This is a genomic window from Candidatus Gastranaerophilales bacterium (assembly GCA_028696075.1).
Taxonomy (GTDB): Bacteria; Cyanobacteriota; Vampirovibrionia; order Gastranaerophilales; family JAILCC01; genus JAQVHS01.
On sequence record JAQVHS010000001.1, the window covers coordinates 36,854 to 63,241 of the forward strand.

Consider the following 26,388-nt stretch of genomic DNA (forward strand, 5'->3'; position numbering starts at 1 on the left):
AACGGCTTGATAACAAAGAGAAGAAGCAATGAAGAAATTAGCCTCATGTTTTTATTTCAATTTAATACCAAAATAAAAATCCACCAGATAACTTGCCGCATCAAAAGAATGGGACAAAAATTTGAGTTCTTTATTCTGTTTAATTTGATGAAAAGTCGGTACATCAATTTTACTGGAACCTTCTTTATATTTAAGATTTTCACAATTATATATAAGCCACTTGCACTTAGGCGAAATCAAAATTTCGCGTTTACCCTCAAGTGTTTTAATTTTTTCATTCCATGACGCAATCCTGTTTTTAACAGGCGGATTAAAGTGCTTCAGACGAAACTCCACATCCGTATAACCCCAATCCCTAAGCCTGTTTTTAATCAAAACATAGTTAGTGTATTCACTTGTACAAGAACGGTTATCCCCCGATGCATCACCGTTAATAATAATTTGCGCCTTATGGTTAGGATATCTTCGATAAAATTCATCCACACAATCAACGGTTGTTGTATTTTCCACAACAATTTCATCAAAGAAAAACACTTTATCATCGGTTTTATGTGCAATAACCCAGCACATAGGGTCAACGTTAAAATCACAGGAAATATGCAAAACAGCATCATCTATATAGTTAATATCAACAATATTCTCACTGCTAAAATTTTTAACAACATTATTTTGCGCCGCATCTCTGGGTTTACCCAGCCAAATATGCTTATAATCCCCGGGTCTGTTAATTTTTGTCAGCTCCGCCATTTTTTTCATAGGCTCGGGACAAAAAGGATTATCAAAATAATTCACATGCAAAATCAAAGCATCTTCTTTATATGATTTTTCAATCTCACTCAAAACAGGGTCTTTAGGAAATTCCGGGTTCATTGTGATAAATATTTGGCTGTCTTCTTGCCTGATGGTCGGGTCAAGTTTTTTAAAACTATTCAGCGTAAATTTTTGTGCCTCTTCAATCCATGCATCGGCAAACCCCTCGTATGATTTTATACCGTCAGCGGTCAAATCATTCATTCCCCTGAAAACTATCTCGCTTTTTGTAAGTTCGCTTCTAAAAAAATCGGAATAGATTTTAAATGGCAGGTTATGTTTTTCAATCAAAATTCTGTATAATTTGTAATTAGATTGTTCCAAATTAGCCTGAAATTCTCTGACACAGAGCAAATCACGTTTTTTATAAAGCCTGTCTTCAAGCGTTTTTCTGGCAACAAAATGCGATTTCCCCGAAGCTCTACCGCCTTTAAGCACTATATATCTACCCTTAAAATCAAAAACGGGAGCTAATTTTTCACCAAATTGCCAAGAAAAATCTATTCTCACTTCACACTTTCCCTATTAATATATACCTCGTAACTCAAACTGGCACTCAATTCTTTTTTATCTTTTTTCAAGCCGGAAACATCAATAATAGCCTTAGCTGCCTGAATTTTGTTAGTATGAGCGGCATCCTCGCTATTCAATATTTTTTCAAGCTCATCAAACGCACTTTGCGTTAATTTTTCAATTTTCTTTTCAATAGAATCAATAATTTTATCTTTAATTTTAATTTTCTTTTCTTTCCATTTTTCATAACTTACTTTAGCGCTGATTTTTTTGGCTTCAACACCGTATTCAACAGCCAAATCTTTAGGAGCCGCCCCTTGCAGATATTTAGTATAAATCTCATTCCAATTAATCATCCCAAATCTCCCCATATTCAACCAAAACTTACCATGGCATAAAAAGAGGCTTGCTTTGCAAGCCTCAAGTTCCCTACTCCAACCCACAAATAAATTACAAACAGAACTCAAAACCTTGTCTATCCCATCATTACAACTCCCCGCTATCTTGCACAACCTGCCATATTAGTGTAATATAATCATATGAATTTTCTTTACAAACTAATTTTCATATTCTTATCCATCACCCTTATGGCAGGCGCTGTTTTCGCTGTTTCGTTTGATAACATCACGTTAAAGACCTTCAGAGCACCTGAAAACAAAGTCGCTTACGAATATTTTGAATCTTATTCCAAACAGCTTTTTTATGCCTTTGAACCCAAAAAACTCGACCTCCCCGCAGGCTATGGAACCTACATATTATATATTATAAATCGTGATGGCACTTTGTCAGATATTCAGCCTGTTTGGGAATTCAAATCCATTTATAAACCTTTTATTTACGGATCTGATTTTTTGAAAAAAAACCCGCCCAAACCCTTCCCTAAAGAAATAGAAGACCAAAATATCAAAGTAAATATCTTTTTATATAACAGTACTGAAAATATTATTAAACTGGATTATCAACATGGGGGGGACTACAGATCTTCCAAAGGAAATATATCTATCCATATCGGAAAAAATCCAAAAAGCAAAAATCCTGCAGCGCCCACGCCGGAAAAGAACTTTCCGCAGAGTAAACTATTATGGGACTAGCCTTTCCAACTTTTCGTAAATGCTATTAGATAGAGCGGGAAAACCCCGCCCTATCTAATAGCAATATCCCCTCTGCTCTCCTGCCACTCCGTCTTTGCGAGCAAAAGCAAGGCAACAGTTTCACCCCTACTGTCACCCTGACTTTATGTCAGGGTCTATCCCGCGCCCATCGTTACAACTCCCCGCTATCTTGCACAACCTGCCATATTAGTGTAATATAATCATATGAATTTTCTTTACAAACTAATTTTCATATTCTTATCCATCACCCTTATGGCAGGCGCTGTTTTCGCTGTTTCGTTTGATAACATCACGTTAAAGACCTTCAGAGCACCTGAAAACAAAGTCGCTTACGAGTATTTTGAATCTTATTCCAAACAGCTTTTTGACGCCTTTGAACCCAAAAAGCTCGGACTCCCTGTGGGTTCAGGAACCGAAATATTATATGTCCTCAACAGAGATGCTTCTATATCAGATATCCAGCTTCTCTGGTCATTCAAGCCTACTGACAAAGACGTTATTTACGTTATTGACATGCTAAAAAAAAACTCGCCCAAGCCTTTCCCAAAAGAAATAGAGGACCAAAATATTAGAGTAGATATATTTTTATACAAAAGCACTGAAAATGTTATTAAAATGGATTATCACGATGATGGAGATGTATTCTCATCAAGAGGTACTATATCTATGCATATAGGGAAGAACTCTAAAATCAAAAATCCCACGGCACCTACCCCGCAAATGCACTTTCCTCATTTAAAAGACATGATGCCCTAGGGGTAACTCTATTTAATATTCAGCATCTCTTATATTTTTTAACCCCTCTTGCCTCCAAGTTTCTATAAGAATTTCTCTTTCAGCAGGTGTGAATATAGTATTTCTATAATGAACAGGCAAATACCTTCTCAAATAATCCTCAACCAAAATCGGATTTCTTAAATCATTGTAACCAAACAATAACCTATGAGCATCAGGTATCCCTAAAGGTGTATATCTTTTAACCCAATGCTGATTAGGCTCTACAACATAAGTAGTTCCGATATTAGGCTTTAACTTAGGTACTATATCATTAGGAGTGATATAATTAATAATAGTTCCTGTATAACTATCAGGGATTGATATTTTCCCAACGCCCAATGCACCGTATGTTATAACATTGAGGTTATTACGCAAACCTGCGTTTATAGCTTCTGTTCCGCCTTCAGAATGCCCTATAACAGTAATTTTTTTATCCGGATATGCCTTCTTAACATCATAACAATGTGCTATAGCCTGAGTTATTTGTTGGCTCCTACCCGTAAAAAACGCCTTCAAGTTCGCCCCGTGATCAGGAGCATTTAAAAAATCGGTTCCTACGTAGTCAATAACTATCTCATCACCTTTTTCATAAACAACCATCTTAAAATTACTTGCTTTATCATGTACGGCATCTCTGACCACCCAGCCATCAGGTGTAATCTGCCCGACAGCAAGTTGACCTTGCTTTGCATAACCACCGGCAAAATCCGCCAAACGCGCATATTCACGGTTCTTATCATGAATGTCAAAAGAATTCTTCGGCACAGACTCATAATTGTAGTTCATAACCTGGTTTTGATGCGGCAGCTCGGTTGGAATTGCTTCTTGCTGCACATTTTGAAAATCATTAACATTTTTAATGTTGCCAACAGGCTTATAATTCGGCGCATTAGCATTCATTTTAAACGGCACGGGATTATTTTTGCTCATTTTAGGAACATCAACCCCCGCTGTCTTTACAGATTTTTGAACAAAATCACGCAAATTCTCCTCATAATCGGAAAGCTCTCTTGAAACCATCTCATAATCCCTGTTATTAACCCCGGTCTTTACTCCTCGCAAAACACCTTCATTCTTGCGATACAAATCCCGCTGCAGCATATATTTGTTGTACATTTTCTTGTACTCGTCCTGATTTTTTGTTTGAACAAGCTTCTCCAGAGTTTTTTCCTTCTCAATACGAACTGCATCTTGCGCCGCATCCATATCAAAAGTTACTTTCTTTAATGCATTATGAGTACGGGTAAAATCCACGTTTGATACATTACTTGCGTTCAACTCATCAAGTTTTTGTTTAACTTGATATGCCTTTGACAAAGCAGCTGTTGCAACGCCGAGAATATCACCCAAACCCTCGCCAAAAGCGTCGCCCAATGAACCTAATATCTCTCCCCAAGGAATCACATCCACAGAAATTTCTCCTTCTAATATGGAAGCGCCATTAAACGAACCTTGCGCATTTCTTCCTGACGGAGCAGGAGGATATTCTCTATCCCCGGGAAGAGCGTATACAGGGTCACCCGGAAAAATCGCCTTGATTAACTCTGCCAATTCAGGCGGAAATAATTTATCAATAACCTCATCGGGGTCAGTTTCCTCGGGCGCAAACCGAGATTCCGCCATTCCCCCTTCTTCGGGATAACTACCCTCGGACGAAGGTCCCCGCCCGCGCCAATGTTCCCTGACTTCTGTTCCATCCCTTTTTACGTAAGAATCCACATGTACTAACTTTTGATTCACGTCATACCTCGCTTTCTGTTTTATTTAACCTTTATAACCCTCTCACTTAATCTTGTACTTCATCTCCAAAAATTGATATAATAATCCGGTAAAGTATTGAGAGACCAAAATGAATATTAACCCTATAACACTGAACAACATCGAAAACATAAAAACCGCCTACGAAAAATTCTGCACCGAAGCTGTTAAAGACTACGCCTTTGAAATAGAACCTTTAAACTTTGACCAATTCATATTGGCATTAGAGCAGCAACTTATAAAAGGATACTTTTATCAAGAAAACAACATCTCAGCATTTTTAATTTATTCGGACTGTTTAAACGATGCCATCGAAATCAACCTTATCTATTGCGACGAAACCCCAAACAAAATAGACATCAAAAAAGCCCTTACCTCACAACTAATCAATGATTTAAAATCCATATGCCCGGGAAGAACTATCAGCTACCCCATGCTCGGAAAACAAGCCGATTTTATAGAAGACATCGTACATTTAGATTTCAGGTTAATAGGCGAATGCATATTTGAATTAGAGTTTTTCAACAGCATACAAAGGATGATTTTAGGAAAATCAAAAGCCTCTATTCCCCAAAGCCCATATAACGCGGATATGTGGCGTAAGGAATATTTTGACGCTGCCGCTAAAATAATTTACGAAAGATTTTCCAAGCTAAACGATGCCAAATTTGACCCCAGATTTCAAACCCTTGAAGGTTCAATAGCGGTACTAAAAAGCATAACAGAAGGCGACCTTGGCACCTTCATCCCCGAACTTACGACAGTTGTAAGGTATGAAAATACCCCGATAGGCTTTTGTTTTGTAAACCTCACAACGCCTGATATTGCAAACATCCCGATTTTTGTAATTGACAGAGCTCACAACCACAAAGGACTGGGATTGTTCATGTTGAAGCAATCCACGCTTTTAACTCTCAAGGCTGTACAAGACGGCGCCATTACCACAAAACTGATAAATGCGACATGTGATACTAACAATTACCCCGCAATCCACAGCTACCGCAGAATAGGTTTCAAAGAAAAAACCAACTATGCGCATGCCTATAGAACAGTTTAAATTATTGAAGTTTAATTCTCACAGGGAATCAAGTCCAGATTAGAATAGTTAACTACTGCATCGCCTTTAAATTCAATGTTTTGAGCTTCAACTAACTGGAAAACACGAACAATGCGTTCTACTTCAATTAACACTTTTCTATCGCTGATATTAATATAATTCTTTTCAGGATCCGGAATGATTCCAAAAATAGCATTTAATTCTTTTTCGTTCATAATTTTCCTCTTGGCTCAAAATATCTCTTATATTTATAAAAAAAATCGCCCTAAAATAATTGCCTTTTTAGAGCGAAAACATCAAATATTCTGTTACAAAGCTTAAAGCCTTATAAAAGCACAGTTATATCCCACTGCTTCTCAATTTTAAATTGATACTCCTATAGCGGATAGCCAAAAAAGGTTTCCCGTTACAGAAACGTAAAATTAACGTTATAACTATAATACAAGGTTACAAAAAATTCTCCAAATAGAGCATTAACTTTTGTAAACTTTTCTGCAAAAATTGAAATCCGCCCTAAAAATTCCCCTTTATATAAGTACAGACCCCAATAAATAATAAATAAGAAGAGCAATATGTAATAAGGAGTATCCATCATGCAAGTTAATTTCTTTACCCCTGCTTTAGCAGCAAACACCAACCCGGATGTTAAAAAGAAAACAACAGAAACTACAGGCGCATTGGCACATTTAAAAAACAATACCCCGATATTCGGAGGTAAAAGCACAGAAACCACAGGAGCGATAGCATTTGGAAACAATGCCGGCGCAGGCGGAGCATCAGGATCAAGTTTCTCAGCAGTAGCATAACAAAAGGAATATGACTATGAACTCTCATTTCATAAGAGAAAAATTTTTGATAAGCGGAATACTAACATTGTTCCTGATGATGATTCACACAATCGGAATGATAGAAGGTATCAACAATCAGGCAGAAAATGCCCCCAGTGTAATTAGCGCATTCCAAGGTTAACTAAAAAATAAAAATTTTTTCAAAAAAGACTCTTTGCAAAGGGTCTTTTTTACTGTTAAAAAGCATACTCTGCCATTAGTTTAATCTTTCCAATGACATATTTTTTTGTTTTATATAAAATTAAATATGTAAGAAAGTTAAAACAGGAGAGAAAAATGAAAAAATCAATCCGTGATTTAGACAATATTAAAGGAAAACGTGCTCTTGTAAGAGTAGATATGAACACCCCTCTGACAGAAGACAAAGTTGTATCTGACGACACAAGAATCAGGGCAATTTTACCGACAATAAAACTACTAAAAGAAAAAGGCGCGAAGATTATCCTTATGGCACACCTTGGCAGACCAAAAGGAGAAAAGAACCCTGAATTTTCGCTTGCTCCTGTAGCAAAAAGACTTGCGGAACTTTTAGGTGAACCTGTAATGTTTTTAAACGACTGCGTTGGCGAGGAAGTAAAATCAAAACTTTCAGAATTAAAAGACGGCGAAGTTGCACTTTTAGAAAACATCAGATTTTACAAAGCCGAAGAAGCAAAAGACGATGATATGACTTTCGCAAAAGAACTTGCGGAATCGGGTGATTTTTATGTAAACGATGCGTTTGGCGCAGCTCACAGAAACCACTCTTCAACAGCAAAAATTGCAAAAATCTTAAAGCCTGCAGTATCAGGCTTATTAATGGAAAAAGAACTGGCTTCACTTGGCAAAGCGCTTGATAATCCGATAAGACCATTTACGGCAATCGTAGGCGGAGCAAAAGTTTCAACAAAAATAGGTGTACTGGAAAACCTGGTAGACAAAGTAGATAACCTTATTATCGGCGGCGGAATGGCTTATACGTTTGTAAAAGCCAACGGAGGGAAAATAGGAAATTCTATTTGCGAAGACGACCAAATGGATGTAGCCAAAGCCATTGAAAAGAAAGCTGCAGAAAAAGGCGTCAAAATCATTATGGCAAAAGACGTATTAATAACAAACGATTTTTCAGGCAACGGCGAAAACAAATTCACCGATGTAACAGAAATTCCCGACGGATTTGAAGGGGTAGATGCAGGACCTGAAACCCGCAAAGAATTTGCCGAAGTAATCAAAAACTCTAAAACAATCCTTTGGAACGGACCTGTAGGAGCATTTGAAAACGATAAATTCACAGAAGGAACAAAATCCGTAGCACAAGCTGTAGCAGAAGCAACCAAAATAGGAGCTGTCAGCGTACTTGGCGGTGGTGATACTGTTGCGGCAGTAAAAAAATATGCAATGGATGAAAGTTTATTCACTCATATTTCAACAGGCGGCGGAGCAAGCTTAGAATTTATTGAAGGCAAGGTTCTACCGGGTGTAGCTGCGCTGGATGACAAATAATCTTTAAAAAACTTTAATACACAAAATGCCTGATATAATTATCAGGCATTTTGTTATTTATTTTAATCGGGAAACATACTATAAGAACATAAGAATGGGCTGCTGCCATACTCGGTTCTTTAAATAATATTTTCTCTGATAGCTTTAACAGCGGCTTGTACTCTGTCATCCACGCATAGTTTTTGCAAAATACTGCAAACATGAGCTTTCGCCGTATGAACACTTACTATTAAATCTTTCGCGATTTCTGTATTGCTCTTGCCTTTTACAAGAAGTCTTAAAACCTCAAGCTCACGCTCTGTCAACTGCCCTCTGGCATCTTGCATATTATTTGCAGAAGAAATTTTAATATTGTTTGGTTTTGGAAAAAGTTTTAACGCTGTTTTGGCTATCACAGGGTCTAACCAACAAGCGCCTTGTTTTACTGTTCTTATCACAGAAACAAGTTCATTCGGGTCTATATCCTTCAAACAATAAGCCTGAGCTCCTGAGCCCAACGAAGCTACCACTTCCTCTTCCCTTTCATGAGAAGTTAATACTATTACTTTTACATCAGGGCATTTCAGCTTTAAATGTTGTGTTGCTTCAATACCGTTCATTCCCGGCAATCCTAAATCCATTAATACAACATCCGGTTTTAATCTTTCTATTACAATAAGCCCTTTTTCGGCATCTTCGGCTTCTCCCGTTACCTTGATACCTTCATACTCTTCAAGCGAAGACTTTAATCCCATTCGAGTAAGTTTGTAATCCTCTACTATAACTACTGAAATTGTTTCCTTTTCTGTTGCTGTTACCATGGCGCTCTCCTGTAAATATTATTTACCTAACATATATACCCGGTAAGTTAATACCTAGCATGTCTAGTAAATCATATTTTCTAGTTATACGATATTAGCCATGTAGCTATAAATATTCGCAAATCTCATCCTAAAATTATGTGTAATTTTGTCTAAATTGTTTGTTTTCCCAACCCAAATAACAGGCTGTTAATAGCCACCACTCCCTTCATTACGGTTATTTCATTAAAGCAAAACGGTAAGCAACATGCAATAGAAGAAGTTTAAATAAATGTAAACTTCTTGCCATTTGAGGCTTAACGTGCTTCATAATTTTTAATAGGAAAATTTTCCTTAAATTTATTCCAAAATCACTTTAATTTTCTCTTGTTTTTTTCAAAAGAGCTGCCCCTACCACACCCGAAAAATCGCCAAGTTTTGCTTTTACTATTTGGATTTGGTTAGACGGAACAGGCAATGATTTTGCTATTGCTTTGCTTTTTGTTAAATCAAAGAAGAAGTCCACAGCCTCAATCAACCCGCCCCCTATAATTATCAATTCCGGATTTAAAAAGTTTATTATACTGGCAATTCCGCTGCTTAAGTATTCTGCTGCTTCCGTTATACAGTTCAGTACAATTTCGTCCTGTTTATCAAGAGCGCTTTTAAGGTGCCTTGAGCGGATAGCCCCGTCTTGTTTTATGTAATCGATGATTACCGACTGATGACCTTTTTTAATTGCGCCTTTAATCTTGTGTTCAATTGCGCTGCGCGAGGCATAAGCTTCCAAACATCCGTTTCCGCCGCAGCCGCAAGCTCTTCCGCCGGAAGATACGATTATATGACCTATTTCTCCTGCCGTACCCGTTGCTCCCAGGTGAATTTTTCCGTCTAAAACTATGCCGGAACCCACACCTGTTCCTACAAAAATGCATACAAAATTCTTATAGCCCGCTCCTGCCCCAAAGGTTTTTTCGCCTATTGTAGCAACCTCTACGTCATTACCTGCATAGACAGGAATATCAAATTTTTCCTCCAGTATTTGTTTAAATTTTACGGCATAGCATTCCAAATTCGGTGCGGAAATAAGCACTCCGTTTTCTCTGTCTACTTGTCCTGCAAGCCCTATACCTATTGAATTAATCTCTTCTTTTTTAACAGCAGGATTTTTTAAGAGTTCATCAAGGATAGAAATTATTTTTTTTGTAATAACTTCGGTGCCTTTTTCTTTTTTAGTCTTTTTTTTACAAGATACCACTACTTCGCCGGTTTGTTCATTTACTATTCCGGCTATAATTTTTGTTCCGCCTAAATCTATACCTATTGAATATTTTTTACTCATTCACTGCTCCATTGTAATGATTTTCATAATATCATAATATTATATTTAGCCGGCGTGTACAAGTACAAAAAAATACTTTTGAGTTACAGATAAAAACTATCAAATAAAAATTTTTTGAGATTTAATATTATTGAGATATTCGAGCAGTTAAAAAATTATGAACGGAATAAATACAATAAATACAGCTTATTTTAGCAATTTCAATATACAACATGGCAACACGAATCAAGTATATTTGCGCTCTTCGGGAGAAAGTAAATATCCGAAGGATACCCCTTTGGCAGTAAAAATGTCAGCATTTGCCGGATGTATCAGCGGTATTTTAGCGGCTGCGTATTTCATTTCCAAAGGACAAAGTTCCAAGCTGGGACAAAAAGTAGGAATGTTCAATATTCAATACGGACCTAAAGAAATTCTTGCTTTAGCATCAGCTTCTGTTGCAGGCGGTACCTTGGGCGGATTAATTTCTGATAAAAAACAACATAAAAAAGCTAAGTTAAAAGAAGCCCTGCATCAAATGATAGGTAATATTATTACTCCTTTGGCATTTATAGTTGCAGCGGAAAAACTATACAGCAAAGTTTCACACAAAATTAAACTGCCCCAACTTCCTTCTGCCTCAAAATTTGCAAATACAATGAACCCGATTATAAGCAAATTGCCGAATTTTGTGATTACTTTAGGCGGGTTAATAAGCGGGGTTTTTGTAGGAACAGAGATAGCTTCTTTCTTTAATTCCAAACTTCATAGCGAACATTGCAACAGAAAAGTTAAGCCGAGAGATTTTGCTTTTCATATCGATGATTTAGCTACCACATTTGCTATTATCGATGAAAAAGGAGCAATGAGAAGCATTTTAGGCAAAGTTGTTCCGATAGTATTTACAATGTGCGGATATGAAGCCGGTACAAAAAGATAATTTTTTGTTAATATATTAATTATGAAACAATTTTTTTCAGATAAAGATTCAGACGAGCTGATAGTATTTTTTTGCGGCTGGGGAATGGATGAGCGCCCTTTTTCGCTTTTTCAAACGAATAAAGATGTCTTATTTCTTTACGATTATGAAAATGCCGATATAAATTTTGATTTCAGCAAATATTCTAAAAAATATTTAATAGCTTTTTCTTATGGAGTGTTTATGTCGGCGCTTTGTAATTTGCCCGATTTTGACTTGAAAATTGCAATTAACGGCACGCTTAAACCTATTGATAAAACGTATGGAATTCCGCCAAAGATTTTTGAATTAACGCTTAATAATATGACGCTCGAAACCGCCGTGAAATTCAGGCGGAGTTTGTTTCGAAACGAAGAAGACTTTCAAAACTTCAATAAAAATCTGCCAGTTCGTTCACTTGAGAGCAGTTTAAACGAGCTAGATTGTATAAAAAAAGCAGCATTTAGTAACCAAAATTTAACAACGGGCTTTGACAAAATTATTGTTAGCAAGTTTGACAAAATTTTTCCTACAAAAAACCAGTTAAATTTTTGGGGAGAAAATGAAAATATTGTTCAAATTAATGCGGGACATTTTTTGTTTTATAACTTTAAGTCTTTTGAAGATATTATTAACATCGATTACAAATAAAAAATTATTCTATAGTAATTCTGCCTTCTTTTTTAATATCTACAGGTGTATTGCCAAAGGATTTAAGATGTTCTTCCACTGCCTGAAGGTCATTCCATTCAAAATTCTTAATTAGTTTGTCCGGCGCTTTTAACATTGTCATTCTTTCAGGTCCGCCTGCAAAGAATGAACCGTATGTTACCGTAAAAAATTTATCTGTGCTTGGATTTTTCTCATTCAGCTTTGTTTGAGTTCCGTCATCGTTTAAAACATAAACCTCTTTTACATTTTTATCTTTTCCTATGGTGTATTTCATCCCGCTAACCTGAAGATTGCCTATTTTATCACGTTCCGTACCCTCATAGCGAACGCTTGTATTTAGAGCATCAATTATATCTTTTTCGCTCATTTTATAAACATATACGGCATTTACGTACGGCAGCGCAACTTCTAAATCACGGTTGGTTACTTCACCGGCTTTCATATCCGTCTTTAAAGACATTTTATTGTGGAAGGCTATTTGTGCGCCTGATTTTTTTCTTATAGCATCCGCTACAAAACAAGACATCGGATGCTCTGTAAGATTATCAACGCTTCTTTTTTGTTCCGAGACAAATGTGGCGATTTTCACAGGGTAACCATAAACCATATTTTCTACGTAATTTATAAGAGAACTTTCCGGGAGTTCTTTTGTAGAGTTTACTTTATTATCAGCCATTTTTATTTTGCCGTCTTTATCAAACACCACATCCAATACCCCGTAATGTTCACCGTTCTGTCCTGCCTGCAAAATTAATACGGGTTCTTGGGATTTTGAATAAAGATAGTTTTCGTTTGGCACTACGCCTGACAGCGTATGGTGCGAATGTCCCCCCACTATTACATCAATCCCTTCCGTTTGCCGGGCAACTATTTTATCTTTGTCTGCCCCTAAATGCGAAAGCAGGATTATTTTATTTATCCCCTGTTTTTTAAAGCTGTCTATTTCTTTTTGAATTTCTTTAACAGTATCGTCAAGATGCATAACTTCAAAGTCTTTACAACGGTTTGCGCTTTCCGATGATATTGTACTTAACATATCCGTTGGCGCAGCGCCCAAGACTCCGTACTTATTACCGTTTTTTTCTATTATACTGCTTCTTACCACTCTGTTTGCATCAATATCATCTTGCAGGCTGCAATTGTCTTTATACCTAAAATTAACATTAAAGAAAGGAAACTTATGAGTATCCACAAAACCTGATAGTTTTTGGCTGCCCATATCAAATTCATGATTTCCGAAGGCTGAGCCGTCTATGTTTAAAGAATTTAAAAACAACCCGGCAAAACTCTTATCCGCCGCACCTATATAAGTGTCGCCGCCTACAAATTTAAAAGTATCGGCTGTTGAATTTTGGACTTGTCTTTCAAAAATATCGGAGGCAGTTTTAATTTTTTTTGCCCCTTTTACATTCGCATGAAGATCATTAAAGTAAAATATCTTTGCCCTTGTATCAGTACTGCTTATGCTTTGTAAACTCATGACCCAAACAACTATACTACCTTCACTTCCATTAAACCTCATGAACCCCGAAATTTGCTATTATTTAATTAATATTTGTAACAATTTCTGAATTTTTTAAAAAAAGACCAAGTTCCTCTTTCGCTTCTTCAAAATTTTTGGTAGAATGGTTTGTAACAAAATTTTAATAAAGTAGCAAAAAAAATTTTTATTGTTTTTAAAATAACCGTGATATAGGCAAGGTGTGTTATGTTAACAGCAAAAATAAACCCTAATTTGAACTTCGGTCAAAAAGTCGTATTTGACGGCATTAAAACCACGGATAAAAATAATCAGCCAATAGTTGTTATTAAAGAAGAAAAAGATGAAAGTCTTGTTAGAAAAGCATTTCATGTGACAGCTAATGTGCAAAAAGTCGGAGCTGTTGCCACTGAAGGTACAAAAGGTGTTATATTATCAACGCTTGGCGGTTTGGCAGTAGGCGGTGGTGTTTTAGGTGTAGATTGGCTTATAACAAAAGCTAACGGCAAAGGGTTAAAGGCTCAGTCTTTATTTGGAACTCCTATTAAAGCGGTAGGCGGCATTATTGGCGGTATTTTCAAGAAAATTGCAAAATTACCTAACAAAACAGTTTTAGAAATTATTACATATCCTTTCTACCAAGGACCTAAGAGCGTTTATAACTACATGAAAAATATTCAGGGTATAAGCAAATTAGGTAAAACTTTGGCGGTTACGGCGGGACTTGCTGCTGTAGGCTTAGGCTTGGCTAAAACCGTTATCAACGTGAACAGGAAAACTGCTGATATTGACCACGGCTACAGAGTCGGTCATAGACAAAAATAGACTGTTCCGACTTACTTAAGATGTTTGTTTATTTTCACCTTTTTTACAAGGTCTTTTATGTTGTCTGACAATTCTAGCCTTTGTAAGGACTGGTTGTACAGGTTTAAATTTCCTATTCTTTCAACTTCTGATATAAGGTCTTTGCTCGGTTGATTTAAGTGCGTTTCTTCTTTAACCTGCTCGAATTTGCTTTGGGATTGATTCGTTTCCAGCATATAAATCATTTCGTCTAATGATTTGTAAGGTTGTGTACCGTAGCTGCGGACAATTTCCTGCCATGGTACACCGTATGGCAGCCTGTAAAGCCACTTTAAGGTGTTTTTATCACGTTGTGTTATGTCAACAACACCATACTGATGCGGAACATACATAATATCATTTTTAAAAGGGCTGTGCTGTAGACCCAAAGCATGCCCGATTTCGTGGATTATGGTATGGTAGACTTCATTCTCACTCATATATTCATGGTGAATTACACCGTCTGACAAGCCTATTTGTACTTCTGCACTAAAGAGCCGTCCCTGTTTATCAAAGTTAAAATAGCAATGTCCTAATGAGCTTCTGTCTACTCTCTTCCAGTCAAGATTAATCATAGAGTCGGTTAAAGCCTGAACTATTTCAAACGTAACCATTCCATCGGTTGCCTTTGTCCAATGATTAAGAGCATTAATGACCATTTGCCTGTACTGATACTCCGCATTAATATCGTTTTTGGCCTGATACCACCTGAACGGCGCAACATAAATTCTCAATGGCATAAGTGTTTCAGGCCATCTTATTAATACATCATTTTTTAAGCATTCGTTAATATATGTTCTTTTTTGCATTATAATGATTAAATAAATAAGTACATCATTATTAATTTTAATATTTTAATTGGTTAAAAGCAAATTTAAGCAGGAGAGAAAAATGTTCAATATTCAAAAAATGATTAAACAAGCGCAAGAAATGCAAAAAAAAGTTGAAGATGTAAGAAACAGTCTTGGAGACATTGACGTAGTAGCTCAAGCCGGCGGTGGTGTTGTAGAAGTTAAATGCAACGCCAAAAATGAGTTTCTTTCAATAAAAATCAAGCCCGAAGCCATCAACCCTGATGACCCTGCAAGCGTTGATATTGATACCATTGAAACTTTAGAAGATTTAATTACTTCCGCCATAAAAGACGCCAATAAAAAGGCGGAAGAAATTTCCGAAGCCAAAATGAAAGAAATCACCGGCGGAATGAACTTAAATATTCCGGGATTATTTTAATGCAATATACCAAGCCTTTAGCAAGACTTATAGAGTATTTCCAAAAGCTTCCGAGTATAGGTCCTAAATCTGCCCAGCGGATGGCATTTCAAATCCTGAAAATGCCCAAGTCAGAGGTAGAAAAGTTTGCTGCGGCGCTTGTTGAGGCTAAAGAAACAATCAAATATTGCGATATTTGCTTCAATATGTCTTCGCAAAACCCTTGTGAAATATGCTCCGGTTCTTCACGCAGCCAATCTGTAATATGTGTTGTAGCTGAAACAAAAGACTTGATAGCTATAGAAAAGACCAATGAGTTTAAAGGACTATACCACGTCTTGCAGGGGATGATTTCCCCTTTGGACGGTATCGGACCTGAAGAGTTACGACTGAAAGAACTTCTAAACAGAGTTGCAAAAAATGACGTTCAGGAAATCATACTTGCGCTCAATCCTTCTGTTGAGGGCGAGACGACGAGTATGTACCTGGCTAAAATTTTGCAGCCTTTTAATATAAAAATCTCAAGGATAGCTTTTGGTTTGCCTATCGGCGGCGAACTTGAATATGTGGATGAACTCACTCTTGCAAGAGCTTTGGAAGGAAGACGTGAAATCAGGTTCTAAATGGATGAAGTTAAGAAAATAGCCTTTATAAACTGCGAAGTTCAAAACGCTTTTGAAGCGCCTTTTGCAGCGGACGTTTTTGTTCAGGACGGTAAAATTTCGGCGCTTAAAGCCCCCGATGCTGATACGGCGGGGTTTGAAGTTTTTGACTGCCAAGGTCTAACCCTTATGCCGGGCTTAATTGACAGGCATTTACACGGCGGATACGGCTGCGATTTTAATACGGCATCTCAGGAAGCAATCGGGCATTTGCTTGAAAAACTGCCTTATCATGGTGTAACAGCGATTTTGCCTACCGTTATGACAGACAGCATTGAAAATATAAACAGGCAGCTTGATATAATCAAAAATGTTAAGTCCCAAGGCGCCGAAATCCTTGGTGTACATCTGGAAGGACCTTTTTTAAACCCTCTGTATAAAGGCATACATCCTGAAAAATATCTGCTCAAACCTACTGTCGAAAATTTGCGAAAGATTGATACAAGTTTTGTGAAAATTTTGTCTTATGCACCTGAAATAGCGGAAGAAGGGTTCGAACAAGAACTGACAAGGCTTGGCATTATACCTTCTGCGGCACATTCTGATTGTGATTATGATACAGCCGTTGAGAAGTTTAAGACTATTAAATCTGTTACGCATATTTTTAATGCAATGAGAGGCATTAAACACCGTGACCCCGGTATGATTACGGAAGCCCTTTTAAATAACGAGGTTTTCGCAGAAATTATTTGTGATATGCAGCATATTCATCCGGCTGTTGTACAAATGTTTTTGAAACTCAAAAACAAAGAACATATTGTGTTTATTTCCGATGCACTGCCGGGGGCTTACGGCAAAGCAGATTCTTTTGCTTTCGGAGGAGAACAAATATTTTTAAAAGACGGTAAGGCTGTTTCTGAAGAAGGAACCGTTGCGGGAAGTATCTTATTTTTGGATGATATATTTAGAACTGTAAACAAATATTTCAATTTAAAGCCAAGTGATTTTATAGGATATACATCATTAAATTCGGCAAAAAGTTTAAAATTGCAGCAGTTAGGTTCCATAAAAGCAGGTAATAATGCCCACTTGATTTTAGCTGATAAAAATCTTGTTGTAAAAGCTTTTATGATTAAATCCAAGTTTGGTAAATTATTGTAAACAAATTTTTTCAAATATGTTTAAAAATCTTAAAAAAAGGACATAATTGTAGTTGAGGGTATAAAATTTATATATCTTAATTTTAAAGATTAATTACTTAAGGAGAATTATATATGTGTAGCAAAAAGTCCGCTTTTACCTTATCCGAAGTCCTTATTTCAATGACTTTGATAGGTATATTGGTTGTTGTAATGTTATCTATTACCAACTTTTCCGATCAAAATGCAAAAGTTCTGACAGGCAAAAAACAACAAGCAGAGAGCCTTATTGTAAGCATTTCCAAGGCTCTGTCCTCAGGCGACACAACAGGCTTGGCTTTGACAGCTTATACCGGCGATAATAGTACTCTAAAAGAAGTTTTTGCCGATAAATTAAATACAAAAAATGAAAATATTTCCTTAAGTAACGTTGACGATTATAATCTGCCGGAGGGGATGCCCGCTCCTGAGGGTCCATTACCGGCTGTCGAACTTGTTAACGGTACAACAGTAGCATTTCAGGTGCTGAATACTAATTGTGCAAAATTAGCGGACGGCGGCGCTCCTTGCGCTTTAGCCTATGTAGATGTGAATGAAAAATCCGCAGGCGGTGAAAAAGCCCAATTTATGATGGCAATATACCGAGACAGAGCAGTCAGCGAATATGAACTTTGTCCTGGTTATACCAACGGTGAAAAAACAGTAGAGCTTGAATGCCCGTTGGATAAACCTAACGGTAAATCAACAAGAATAGACACATGTTCTTTTGGAACTGTAACAATAGGCAGCGTTACAGAGAATTGTTGTCCTTCCAGTCAAACGTATGGCAGCAATGGCTGTGAATGTACGAACAAAGACTTAATAATTGCGGGTTCGCAATGTATTTGCCCGCAAACTAAACCGAATTTCAATACAAAAACCGGTAAATGTGTGGAAGCTTGCGTAGGCAATAAAGTATGGAATGTTTCCAAAAACGCTTGTGTATGCCCGGCAACTTTACCTGATTTGATAGATGGCGAATGTACTTGTACCGATAAAACAGAAGCCTGTAGCGGCGCTAAAGAAGGTACCATAATTTACAAGGCAACTTGCAGCGATACCGGCAAAACTTTTGCCGCTGATCCCGTTAATACTTGCAAATGTCCTAAAACTTTGCCTGATGAGATTAATGGAAAGTGTGTTTGTTCCGATATCGTGAGTGCCTGTTCATCTCCTAAAGTAGGAAGCATTACCTATACCGCAAGCTGTTCGGCTTCAGGACGGGTTAAAGTTGCAGAAAAGGCAAACACATGTACCTGTCCCGCAAAAGAAAAAATTACATTGAAAACTAATGAAGTATATTCGCCGTTGAGCGAAACTTGCACAGCCTGTATTGACTCTGTTATGGAAAAGGCTTCTACAGGCTGCAAATGCCCTGACAATTTGCCTGATTTAGTCAATGGAAAGTGTGTTTGTTCCGATATCATGAGTGCCTGTTCATCTCCTAAAGTAGGAAGCATTACCTATACCGCAAGCTGTTCGGCTACAGGTAAAGTTAAAGATAAAGTTAAAACAAACACTTGCGCATGTCCAACTACAGGCGTTAATTCCAAAGCCGGATGTGACGGAATATTTAACAGTAGTACTTGTGTATGTACGGCGGCTTGCCTTGCGCCAAAAGTTCCCAATGCAGCCAAGACAGGGTGCGAATGCCCTGCTACAGGATTTAATTCCAAAGCCGGATGTGACGGAATAAACTTTAATAGCAGTACTTGTACATGTGAGGCATGTGCTCCGCCAAAAGTTCCTAATAAAGACAAGACAGCTTGTGAATGTCCTGCTAAAGAGCAGATTTCCCTTGTACCGGGTAAGGAGACATATGACTCAAGTCAGCCCGAGTGTAAACTTTGTAATGGCAACGCAAATTTAATTTATTCCGCCGGTGTTATTCCATATAGCTTTATACATAAAGGATATACGTATAAAAAATATATGTACTCTACATTGAATGATAAAAATGCTGACGGATACGGTTATATATTTGTAGCTAATAAAGATGCAGCAAGAGATAATAACAATAACAGCGTTGCCAAAACATATGCCGAAGCTGCAACTATTTGTAGCAATTTAGGTGCAAGAATTCCCACTCAACCCGAATTTGACGTTATACATACTTTAAGAATAGTAAGAGATGGGGATGTAATGGAAAAGAACGGGGATACGTACTATTGGACTTCCGACGTAGGGAAAGAAGATAGTGGCAAGACTTATTATAACGCTTATAATCCTAAAAAAAGTACCACTAAGCAACATGCAATATACGTTCTAAGAAAATCAACCGATAAAGCTTATGTTCTTTGTGTAGCAAAAACGGATACGATTCCTAAAGGTGATTGTATTTGTCCACCGGATAAACCTAATTATAACACCCAAACCGGGGAGTGTAAAAATGCTTGTCCTTCTCATAAAGAATGGATTGAAAACGCTTGTGTTTGCAAGCCGTCAAGTAAACTCAAATCCCAAGGGTATTTGAAATCCAATGAAATTTACGATAATACCCAAAATATATGTAAGAGTTCCCAACTCGAATGTCCTGCCTGGGATAAGTTGTATGTATTAAGGTATAAGGCTTTAAGTGCTGACAGTGCAACGGTTTACCAGCAATTACAAGGTACTAGCGCTAAGAAAAGCAGCACTAGTACAGGAAATCAGGATTCATCAAGAGCAACTACGCCCGGCATGAAGGCGGTTGCGGATGCATTATCTCAGGATGATAAAGATAGAAACTTTATGTACCATTTTGCATATATTGTTGCTGTGACGTATAAGCCTCTCGATTCGTTGAGTTACGGAGTACAGAAGGAAGGTAGTACAGCCTATGCACTGTGCAAAAATATGTCTAACTCAGGAACGACAGAATTGAAATACCAAAAGGCAGTTGAATTTTGCGCAGGTCAAAAAAGCACACTTATGAGTGAAGCCGAATTTAGAGAAAAGTATGACAGCATAAAAAAATTAGGTATAATCGATGGTAAATATTGGACTATTACTTTAGAAGATGCATATTACACAGTGAAATTTCTTATTAAAAAACAAACTAAAAAAGCTTATGTAGTATGTAATAACGGCAATGTTAGTACTTCTACAGTTAAATTTGCTGATGCGCAAAAATATTGCGGTGGTATAGATAAATTGCCTACTTATAACCAATTATTGACTATCTATGCCTCCAGTCCAACTAAGTTTAAAAAGGATGCAAATTATTGGACAACTACAAGTGCGGGAAGCACTCAAAATTATGTCTTTAATGCTACAGCAAGCAAACTGTATTCTAAGAAAGCACGCATAGTTTGCCAAAACAGTACCGTATCTGATAAAGACTTGACATACAAAGAAGCGTTTGACTTTTGCAAGAGTAGTGGAAGCAGTATCCCTTCGCTGTCATCTATGCCAAGTCCGGCTTTATTATCTAAAGTGTACTGGTCTTCAAACGTAATTACTGCTTCAGGTACAAATCGAAAATATTTTGATTTATCAACACAGATCGGATTAGCCGTCGTTGTTGGTGAATTCAGCCCGAGAAGCTGGTTTAATATGTTCAATAATACAGATACAGCTGCAATTACAGAAGATGCTACAGAAAATAATCAAGACATTTCTGAAGATATCGATTCCAATTATGTTTCCGCTTATCAGGTAAAAGGTAATTGTCGTGAGTTATGTGACAAGGGCGGAATAAACGAAAAAAATGAATGTATCAATACTTGTGAAAACTTCAAGGTAAAACAAGATATATTTAATGATTGTAAAAAAATAGGTGGTGCTAAACCGGAACTTTGCTCAGGCGGGGCGATATCTTACAAGGATTGTCCCTATTCCGTAGCGGAAACATTCAGAAGATATTCTTCACCTTTAGTTCTTGATTTATTGGGTGACGGACTGTTATTTACTTCGCTTGAAGACGGGGTCATATTTGACCTTGATGCTGACGGTCATGCTGAAAAAACGGCATGGACTACTTTGCAAACCAAATTTGACAATGCCTTCTTATGCCTTGATAAAAACGGCAATGGACAAATCGACAACGGCAAAGAACTCTTTGGCGACCAAAGCGGTGCAGCAACCGGCTTTGATGAACTTGCCAAGTATGATGAAAACGCAGACGGCGTTATAAACAAAAAAGACAAAGTTTATTATCAGCTTCGTCTATGGGCGGATATGAACAAAAATGCCAAAGTTGACCCCGGAGAACTAAAAACGTTGGAAGAAGCCGGTATTATAGAAATTCCCGTGGACTATTCTATTGAAAACGATTCTTCAGGTCAAATCAAAAAAGATATGCATGGCAATATTGTCGGTTTTGTCGGCGCATTTAAAATGTTTGTCAGCCAAATTGTTAATGGCGTTGCTACTATGGTTGAAACCGTAAGACACATGATAGACGTCTTCTTTGTAACGTCCTAACCTCTTATCTTCACCCCTTCACTTCCTAACTTCTAAGCGAGCCCTACTTATATTTATATAAAAAATAGTGTATAATTATTAAAGTCAATTTGTTAAGAAGAGATAGCTTATTTTACATGTTTGATAAATTTTTTAACAAAATAAAAACCTATGGGGAAAAAATCCAAAATTTTGAGTCGGTGTTGTCGAGCGAACAGCTTAATTTTGTTGAAATTTTAGAAAAAAATGTACGTTTGGAAAAAGAAATAGCAGACCGTACAGAGGAACTTTATCACGCCAATAAAAGTATCCTCACTCTCAAACATATTTGGAGTACTATGAACTCTTCTGAGCCTTTGAGCGAGGTTTTGCGCACTATTGCCGATGGTATGACGAAGGATTTAGGCTATTTGCACGCTATTATTTTCCAGTCTTTCGGCAAAGCCGGTAATGAATATCTTAAAATAAGAGAAGCCTCCGATGAAGAATATGCCGCTAAGGTTAAAGGAATAGTAAATATAAACCCCGAGGATATTTATATTCCCTACAAAATTGAAAACAACCCTCTAATTAAGTGTATTACTACCAACGAAATCGTAGAAGTTGAACATGCTACGGAACTTTTAGAGGGTTTTGCGCTTTTTTTGCCCGACGAACATAAAAAAGCTATAGAAAAACTTTTTTCAGGGAAAGCTATTTCTATTATCCCTATTATTTTTCAGGATAAAATTTTTGGCTGCATGCTCGTGATATCAATCAGATCCGAGATATCAGATATTGAAAAGAATTTTTTGGGACTTTTTGCCAAGCAAATTGAGCTTGCCGTTACTATTGCGGATTTGTTCCAGACTATCAAAGAGCAGGCTATTACGGACGGTTTAACGGGTCTTTATAACAGACGTCATTTTGACCAGTGTCTTGCTAATGAAACCAAGCGTTCTTTACGTTTAAAGCAGCCTTTTACTCTCATTACGCTTGATTTAGACCATTTAAAAGCTATTAACGATAATTACGGACATTCGGTAGGTGATGCCGCCATTGTGGGTATTGCCCAAATTCTTAAACAAAATGCACGTTCTATTGATTTGCCTTCACGTTTTGGCGGTGAAGAATTCGGAATTGTACTTCCCGGTATTGATTTAGACGGCGGTTTAATCGCGGCGGAAAGAATGCGCTCGGCTATAGAAAACACCACGATTGAAGGCGCCGGCAGAATTACCGCAAGCATCGGCGTCGGCACTTTTTTGACCCATACGGATAATGTTGAAGAGCTTTTAGAACTTGTTGACCAGGCGATGTACAGGGCTAAAAGAAACGGCAGAAATCAGGTTCAGGTTGCTCAGCCATGGGATGAAAATATTTGGAAACGTCAGGCGCTAGATTCTTTGGTTAGCTTGCTTTCAAGGCAAATGATGCCTATCAACCAAAATTTGGCGATGGAACTTATTGAAAAACTCAGAAATACTAACCTGAACGATAAAAACGTTGATGAGATTATTTTCCTTGTGGTTGATGAATTTGTAAACATCTACAAGCCGCATTATCAGCGCGGCAATATTAAAGAAAAAATGGAAATGATTGAATATATTGCAAAAGAACTGAATATTTCGCAGGAAGACATAGGCAAATACAAAATGGCTGCTATGGTTTATGATATCGGTAATGTAATGCTGCCTGAAAGCATTTTGCTTAAAGAAGGACCTTTAGATGAAGGGGAACGTAAAAAACTCCTAAAACACCCATTGGTTGCAGCAAAGGAAATTCTTGCACCTATAGGTACAGCTTCCAACATTGTTGCTTTGATTGAGCACTGGAATGAAAATTATGACGGTTCGGGTTATCCCGGAATTTTAAAAGGCGATGATATCCCTGTCGGTACAAGTATCTTAGTGGCTGTAAATGCTTATTTTGCTTTGATTTCACCCAGACCGTACCGCAAGGCTTTTGATAAACAAGCAGCGCTTGAAATCTTAAACCAAGACGAAGGCAAAAAGTGGAGTCCTAAAGTTATAGAAATTATTAACCGTCTAATACTCGCCAAGAAATAAAATATACCCAATCGGCTAATATATTAAATTGTCAGAAATGGCTATATTTGAATTGTGCATATTCCACTCTCACTCATAAACTTTTTAAGACCTTAAGTGGTCTTTTTTTTTGCTAAAATTATTTTATGGACAATAATTTTGCAGCATTTATAGTTCCTGCGGGGATTGGGGCTTCTATAGGAGGCTTTGCGGGTGATGCGGGAATTTATGCAAGGAAGCTAAGTCATGACATTAAACTTATTGTCAACCCCAATGTGGTTAATGCGGCATGTTTTTCCGCCATTAACGATAGCATGCTTTATGTTGAAGGTTTTGCTCTCAACAGATTTTTCAAAGGCGACATTGCGCTTAGAAAAAGCACTAACAAAATAGGTGTAATTTTTGATAAAGCCATACCTCAAGGGGTTCTTAATGTACATATAAATACCTTAAATGCCATGAAAATGGTTTATGGCGTTGAGGGTATAGAGTTTGAAGTAACCTCACAAGCGGCTTGTGTCAATTTTGAAATAAGCTCAAGCAATATTTCAACGGGAAGCGTTGACAATCTTGATACGCTTATCGAGGCAGGACATAAACTTGTTAAAAAAGGCTGCAGCGCTTTAGCAGTTGTATGTAGGTTTGATGAAACGCCTGATGATGGCTATGAAAACGGGCAGGGTGTCGACATAGTAGGTGGCGTTGAGGCTATAATTTCTCATGCTCTAAGCCGCAAATTTAACCTTCCTTGCGCCCATGCGCCTGCTTTTGAAGATATGACAATTTCAACCGGCATAGTAAGTCCTAAAGCAGCTGCTGAATATATTACGCCTACTTTTTTACCCTGTATAATTTTGGGATTATGGCATGCGCCTCAATTAATTGATATAAAAAAAGCTTCTTGCGGGGATATTGTAATCGAGGACTTAAAAGCCTTGGTAATGCCTTATAATGCTTTGGGTTCTACCCCTGTTTTTAAATCTTTGGAAAAAAACATACCGGTTCTGGCGGTGAAGGAGAATTCTACAGTACTTAGCGTTGATAAAAATAAACTCGAACTAGCCGATATTGTCGAACTTGAAAAATATGCCGATGTTGCTCAATATTTATCGTAAATATTTTCTCTAAGGTAGTTCATATTGCCGCGCAATATAATCCATCCGGCGCAATCATATCCTTGAGATGAGGTGGTCATACAGTAAAAATTCTTGGTTGCAGGTCCGCCTGCAAAAATGATGCCTTTGTCTGTAAGTGCAAATAGAAATACATCCGTACCAAATTTGTTTGGCCCTTTTAAGCCGTTAATATCAACATATATTTGAGAGCAAATCTCGCTGCTTCCAAAGTTTGATGATACGTTTTTGCAGTCAGGGTAAGTGCTTGGCGGACGAAGACCTATAGAAACGTTATCTGCTAATATGAAGTTTTCATAAAAAGAAGGCGTGTGGACGTTGTCGCTGTTCATGTATTTGACAGGTTCCATGCAGCCACTGTTAACTGATGAGGCGCTGCAATCTTTTATAATATTTAAATAAGGTTTCATTTTATCTATGGTCTTTAGCGTTGTTAATCCCCAGCTTGTTGGGGTGCCGTTCTCTATTTCTGCCAGTTTATATGCTTGCTGCAATACCGAATAAGTCTTTTTTAGTTTAGTAACGGTTTCTCTTTCTTGGTAAGTTTGAATTAAACTTGGAATAGTTATTACGGCAAGAATACCTATAATCATTAGGGTTATAAGTACTTCTGCTAATGTAAAACCTTTTCTTTTATCTAAATTCCTCATAATTACACTTTCTTTCTGAGGTTATAATAGTTTATATTGGAGTTTTTGTAAAAGTTTTTTTACAAAAGACCGGATTTTTTCTGTAAAAAAATATCTGCTTGTTGTATATTGAAGTAGTGGATATAAGAGAAGGAATAAATATGCTGGCAGGATTAATCAAAAGAATATTACCTCCGCAGGAAGAATATTTTTATAAAAGTTTTGAAAGTACCACAATAATTTGCAAAAATAGCTGTAACAACCTTTTAGACGTTTTGACTAACGGTTACAGCGATGATAAAGTTCAAAAAGCAAAAGAATATAAACGTGCAAGTGCAAGAATTTCCGAGGAAACTTTGGAGCGTTTAAACCAGTCTTTTGTAACGCCTATCGACAGAGAAGACATTCAACATATTACAAGCAGTTTGCATAAGATTAACAGAAGAATTTGCCGCGCGTGTGTGAATATTAAGTTATTCCAAATTGAAGAATTTGATGAAAGAATAATCAATCAGGCAAAAACTTTAGAAACAGCATTGAATGAATTATTTTATATGGTTGAACTTTTGAAAAACCACAAAGAAGTTAAATCATTTGTTGAAAGTTATGAAAAAATTAACGAGATAGAAACTCAGGGAGATGAAATTTTCTCTAACGTTATTGAGGATCTTTTCTCAGGCAGGTATGAAGCTATCGATGTTATTAAGCTCCGGGATATTCACAACAATATAGAAACAGCGCTTAATACAAGCGTAATTGTTGCTGATGATATTACTCAAATTGCTTTAAAACACGGTTAGTCGGGAGATTTAAT

Annotated in this window: 25 protein-coding genes; 16 read left to right on the plus strand and 9 right to left on the minus strand. The window is 37.1% G+C overall.

Annotation, left to right across the window (positions count from 1 at the left end):
* Positions 1 to 51: 51 nt before the first annotated feature.
* A complete protein-coding gene (locus PHX18_00210) occupies positions 52 to 1,320 on the minus strand; it encodes a PBSX family phage terminase large subunit (protein MDD3593030.1) in 1,269 nt (422 codons plus the stop codon).
* Positions 1,317 to 1,679: a hypothetical protein gene (locus PHX18_00215; protein MDD3593031.1), complete on the minus strand. Its 363-nt coding sequence runs from the start codon at positions 1,677 to 1,679 to the stop codon at positions 1,317 to 1,319. The genes PHX18_00210 and PHX18_00215 overlap by 4 nt, the downstream gene beginning before the upstream one ends.
* A gap of 183 nt (positions 1,680 to 1,862) precedes the next feature.
* On the opposite strand from PHX18_00215, the gene PHX18_00220 reads away from it, so the two are divergent.
* Positions 1,863 to 2,414, plus strand: a complete 552-nt coding sequence (locus tag PHX18_00220) for a hypothetical protein (protein MDD3593032.1) — start codon at positions 1,863 to 1,865, stop codon at positions 2,412 to 2,414.
* A gap of 225 nt (positions 2,415 to 2,639) precedes the next feature.
* Positions 2,640 to 3,191 carry a hypothetical protein gene (locus tag PHX18_00225; protein ID MDD3593033.1) on the plus strand — a complete coding sequence of 184 codons (552 nt, stop codon included), beginning with the start codon at positions 2,640 to 2,642 and terminating at the stop codon, positions 3,189 to 3,191.
* A gap of 12 nt (positions 3,192 to 3,203) precedes the next feature.
* Here the strand turns inward: PHX18_00225 and PHX18_00230 are convergent, their stop codons facing one another.
* Positions 3,204 to 4,952 (minus strand): hypothetical protein, encoded by a 1,749-nt coding sequence (locus tag PHX18_00230; GenBank protein ID MDD3593034.1) that lies wholly within the window; start codon positions 4,950 to 4,952, stop codon positions 3,204 to 3,206.
* A gap of 109 nt (positions 4,953 to 5,061) precedes the next feature.
* Here PHX18_00230 and PHX18_00235 point away from each other — a divergent pair, with 109 nt between their 5' ends.
* Complete coding sequence (locus PHX18_00235; GenBank protein ID MDD3593035.1) at positions 5,062 to 6,027, plus strand: hypothetical protein; 966 nt, start codon at positions 5,062 to 5,064, stop codon at positions 6,025 to 6,027.
* A gap of 11 nt (positions 6,028 to 6,038) precedes the next feature.
* Here PHX18_00235 and PHX18_00240 read toward each other — a convergent pair whose 3' ends face one another.
* Positions 6,039 to 6,242 (minus strand): hypothetical protein, encoded by a 204-nt coding sequence (locus tag PHX18_00240; GenBank protein MDD3593036.1) that lies wholly within the window; start codon positions 6,240 to 6,242, stop codon positions 6,039 to 6,041.
* 378 nt (positions 6,243 to 6,620) lie between these two features.
* On the opposite strand from PHX18_00240, the gene PHX18_00245 reads away from it, so the two are divergent.
* From PHX18_00245 to PHX18_00255, 3 genes are all read left to right on the plus strand, one after another.
* Positions 6,621 to 6,833, plus strand: coding sequence for a hypothetical protein (locus PHX18_00245; GenBank protein MDD3593037.1), 213 nt, complete (start codon positions 6,621 to 6,623; stop codon positions 6,831 to 6,833).
* A 16-nt stretch (positions 6,834 to 6,849) separates the two neighbouring features.
* Positions 6,850 to 6,996: a hypothetical protein gene (locus PHX18_00250; protein MDD3593038.1), complete on the plus strand. Its 147-nt coding sequence runs from the start codon at positions 6,850 to 6,852 to the stop codon at positions 6,994 to 6,996.
* 155 nt (positions 6,997 to 7,151) lie between these two features.
* Entirely contained in the window at positions 7,152 to 8,357 is a 1,206-nt protein-coding gene (locus PHX18_00255) for a phosphoglycerate kinase (GenBank protein ID MDD3593039.1), read from the plus strand.
* Between the two features lie 119 nt (positions 8,358 to 8,476).
* Here PHX18_00255 and PHX18_00260 read toward each other — a convergent pair whose 3' ends face one another.
* The gene (locus PHX18_00260) at positions 8,477 to 9,157 is read right to left on the minus strand and encodes a response regulator transcription factor (GenBank protein ID MDD3593040.1); all 681 of its coding nucleotides are present in this window, start codon (positions 9,155 to 9,157) and stop codon (positions 8,477 to 8,479) included.
* 355 nt (positions 9,158 to 9,512) lie between these two features.
* On the minus strand, positions 9,513 to 10,478 hold the full coding sequence (locus tag PHX18_00265; protein MDD3593041.1) for an ROK family protein: 966 nt from the start codon (positions 10,476 to 10,478) through the stop codon (positions 9,513 to 9,515).
* 277 nt (positions 10,479 to 10,755) lie between these two features.
* On the opposite strand from PHX18_00265, the gene PHX18_00270 reads away from it, so the two are divergent.
* Together PHX18_00270 and PHX18_00275 are read left to right on the plus strand one after the other, a co-directional pair.
* Positions 10,756 to 11,397 carry a hypothetical protein gene (locus tag PHX18_00270; protein ID MDD3593042.1) on the plus strand — a complete coding sequence of 214 codons (642 nt, stop codon included), beginning with the start codon at positions 10,756 to 10,758 and terminating at the stop codon, positions 11,395 to 11,397.
* A gap of 21 nt (positions 11,398 to 11,418) precedes the next feature.
* The gene (locus tag PHX18_00275; protein MDD3593043.1) at positions 11,419 to 12,066 is read left to right on the plus strand and encodes a DUF452 family protein; all 648 of its coding nucleotides are present in this window, start codon (positions 11,419 to 11,421) and stop codon (positions 12,064 to 12,066) included.
* Between the two features lie 4 nt (positions 12,067 to 12,070).
* On the opposite strand, the gene PHX18_00280 is transcribed toward PHX18_00275, so the two are convergent.
* The gene (locus tag PHX18_00280; GenBank protein ID MDD3593044.1) at positions 12,071 to 13,567 is read right to left on the minus strand and encodes a 5'-nucleotidase C-terminal domain-containing protein; all 1,497 of its coding nucleotides are present in this window, start codon (positions 13,565 to 13,567) and stop codon (positions 12,071 to 12,073) included.
* 228 nt (positions 13,568 to 13,795) lie between these two features.
* Here PHX18_00280 and PHX18_00285 point away from each other — a divergent pair, with 228 nt between their 5' ends.
* On the plus strand, positions 13,796 to 14,392 hold the full coding sequence (locus PHX18_00285; protein ID MDD3593045.1) for a hypothetical protein: 597 nt from the start codon (positions 13,796 to 13,798) through the stop codon (positions 14,390 to 14,392).
* Positions 14,393 to 14,403: 11 nt separating this feature from the next.
* Here the strand turns inward: PHX18_00285 and PHX18_00290 are convergent, their stop codons facing one another.
* Complete coding sequence (locus PHX18_00290) at positions 14,404 to 15,219, minus strand: matrixin family metalloprotease (GenBank protein MDD3593046.1); 816 nt, start codon at positions 15,217 to 15,219, stop codon at positions 14,404 to 14,406.
* Positions 15,220 to 15,268: 49 nt separating this feature from the next.
* On the opposite strand from PHX18_00290, the gene PHX18_00295 reads away from it, so the two are divergent.
* The 6 genes from PHX18_00295 to PHX18_00320 all read left to right on the plus strand — a co-directional run bounded on the left by PHX18_00295 (position 15,269) and on the right by PHX18_00320 (position 24,927).
* Complete coding sequence (locus PHX18_00295; protein MDD3593047.1) at positions 15,269 to 15,643, plus strand: YbaB/EbfC family nucleoid-associated protein; 375 nt, start codon at positions 15,269 to 15,271, stop codon at positions 15,641 to 15,643.
* Positions 15,643 to 16,245 carry a recombination mediator RecR gene (recR, locus tag PHX18_00300; protein MDD3593048.1) on the plus strand — a complete coding sequence of 201 codons (603 nt, stop codon included), beginning with the start codon at positions 15,643 to 15,645 and terminating at the stop codon, positions 16,243 to 16,245. Before PHX18_00295 ends, recR begins: the two co-directional genes overlap by 1 nt.
* Complete coding sequence (gene nagA / locus PHX18_00305; protein ID MDD3593049.1) at positions 16,246 to 17,385, plus strand: N-acetylglucosamine-6-phosphate deacetylase; 1,140 nt, start codon at positions 16,246 to 16,248, stop codon at positions 17,383 to 17,385. It begins immediately after the preceding gene.
* A gap of 113 nt (positions 17,386 to 17,498) precedes the next feature.
* Entirely contained in the window at positions 17,499 to 21,806 is a 4,308-nt protein-coding gene (locus tag PHX18_00310; protein MDD3593050.1) for a type II secretion system protein, read from the plus strand.
* A 116-nt stretch (positions 21,807 to 21,922) separates the two neighbouring features.
* Positions 21,923 to 23,833 carry a diguanylate cyclase gene (locus PHX18_00315; protein ID MDD3593051.1) on the plus strand — a complete coding sequence of 637 codons (1,911 nt, stop codon included), beginning with the start codon at positions 21,923 to 21,925 and terminating at the stop codon, positions 23,831 to 23,833.
* A gap of 125 nt (positions 23,834 to 23,958) precedes the next feature.
* Entirely contained in the window at positions 23,959 to 24,927 is a 969-nt protein-coding gene (locus PHX18_00320; GenBank protein MDD3593052.1) for a DUF3326 domain-containing protein, read from the plus strand.
* Here the strand turns inward: PHX18_00320 and PHX18_00325 are convergent.
* Positions 24,912 to 25,595 (minus strand): type II secretion system protein, encoded by a 684-nt coding sequence (locus tag PHX18_00325; protein MDD3593053.1) that lies wholly within the window; start codon positions 25,593 to 25,595, stop codon positions 24,912 to 24,914. The two genes, PHX18_00320 and PHX18_00325, sit on opposite strands and share 16 nt — an antisense overlap.
* Before the next feature lie 140 nt (positions 25,596 to 25,735).
* On the opposite strand from PHX18_00325, the gene PHX18_00330 reads away from it, so the two are divergent.
* Entirely contained in the window at positions 25,736 to 26,374 is a 639-nt protein-coding gene (locus PHX18_00330) for a DUF47 family protein (GenBank protein MDD3593054.1), read from the plus strand.
* Positions 26,375 to 26,388: the final 14 nt, after the last annotated feature.

What these genes read in the sequence shown, in the direction of transcription:
- PHX18_00265 (MDD3593041.1), bottom strand. Translation starts at nt 10,478, where the DNA reads ATGAGTAAAAAATATTCAATAGGTATAGATTTAGGCGGAACAAAAATT.
- PHX18_00250 (MDD3593038.1), top strand. Translation starts at nt 6,850, where the DNA reads ATGAACTCTCATTTCATAAGAGAAAAATTTTTGATAAGCGGAATACTA.
- PHX18_00215 (MDD3593031.1), bottom strand. Translation starts at nt 1,679, where the DNA reads ATGATTAATTGGAATGAGATTTATACTAAATATCTGCAAGGGGCGGCT.
- PHX18_00240 (MDD3593036.1), bottom strand. Translation starts at nt 6,242, where the DNA reads ATGAACGAAAAAGAATTAAATGCTATTTTTGGAATCATTCCGGATCCT.
- PHX18_00275 (MDD3593043.1), top strand. Translation starts at nt 11,419, where the DNA reads ATGAAACAATTTTTTTCAGATAAAGATTCAGACGAGCTGATAGTATTT.
- PHX18_00220 (MDD3593032.1), top strand. Translation starts at nt 1,863, where the DNA reads ATGAATTTTCTTTACAAACTAATTTTCATATTCTTATCCATCACCCTT.
- PHX18_00260 (MDD3593040.1), bottom strand. Translation starts at nt 9,157, where the DNA reads ATGGTAACAGCAACAGAAAAGGAAACAATTTCAGTAGTTATAGTAGAG.
- PHX18_00245 (MDD3593037.1), top strand. Translation starts at nt 6,621, where the DNA reads ATGCAAGTTAATTTCTTTACCCCTGCTTTAGCAGCAAACACCAACCCG.
- PHX18_00315 (MDD3593051.1), top strand. Translation starts at nt 21,923, where the DNA reads ATGTTTGATAAATTTTTTAACAAAATAAAAACCTATGGGGAAAAAATC.
- PHX18_00330 (MDD3593054.1), top strand. Translation starts at nt 25,736, where the DNA reads ATGCTGGCAGGATTAATCAAAAGAATATTACCTCCGCAGGAAGAATAT.
- PHX18_00225 (MDD3593033.1), top strand. Translation starts at nt 2,640, where the DNA reads ATGAATTTTCTTTACAAACTAATTTTCATATTCTTATCCATCACCCTT.
- PHX18_00235 (MDD3593035.1), top strand. Translation starts at nt 5,062, where the DNA reads ATGAATATTAACCCTATAACACTGAACAACATCGAAAACATAAAAACC.
- PHX18_00320 (MDD3593052.1), top strand. Translation starts at nt 23,959, where the DNA reads ATGGACAATAATTTTGCAGCATTTATAGTTCCTGCGGGGATTGGGGCT.
- PHX18_00325 (MDD3593053.1), bottom strand. Translation starts at nt 25,595, where the DNA reads ATGAGGAATTTAGATAAAAGAAAAGGTTTTACATTAGCAGAAGTACTT.
- PHX18_00255 (MDD3593039.1), top strand. Translation starts at nt 7,152, where the DNA reads ATGAAAAAATCAATCCGTGATTTAGACAATATTAAAGGAAAACGTGCT.
- nagA (MDD3593049.1), top strand. Translation starts at nt 16,246, where the DNA reads ATGGATGAAGTTAAGAAAATAGCCTTTATAAACTGCGAAGTTCAAAAC.
- PHX18_00310 (MDD3593050.1), top strand. Translation starts at nt 17,499, where the DNA reads ATGTGTAGCAAAAAGTCCGCTTTTACCTTATCCGAAGTCCTTATTTCA.
- recR (MDD3593048.1), top strand. Translation starts at nt 15,643, where the DNA reads ATGCAATATACCAAGCCTTTAGCAAGACTTATAGAGTATTTCCAAAAG.
- PHX18_00285 (MDD3593045.1), top strand. Translation starts at nt 13,796, where the DNA reads ATGTTAACAGCAAAAATAAACCCTAATTTGAACTTCGGTCAAAAAGTC.
- PHX18_00290 (MDD3593046.1), bottom strand. Translation starts at nt 15,219, where the DNA reads ATGCAAAAAAGAACATATATTAACGAATGCTTAAAAAATGATGTATTA.
- PHX18_00280 (MDD3593044.1), bottom strand. Translation starts at nt 13,567, where the DNA reads ATGAGTTTACAAAGCATAAGCAGTACTGATACAAGGGCAAAGATATTT.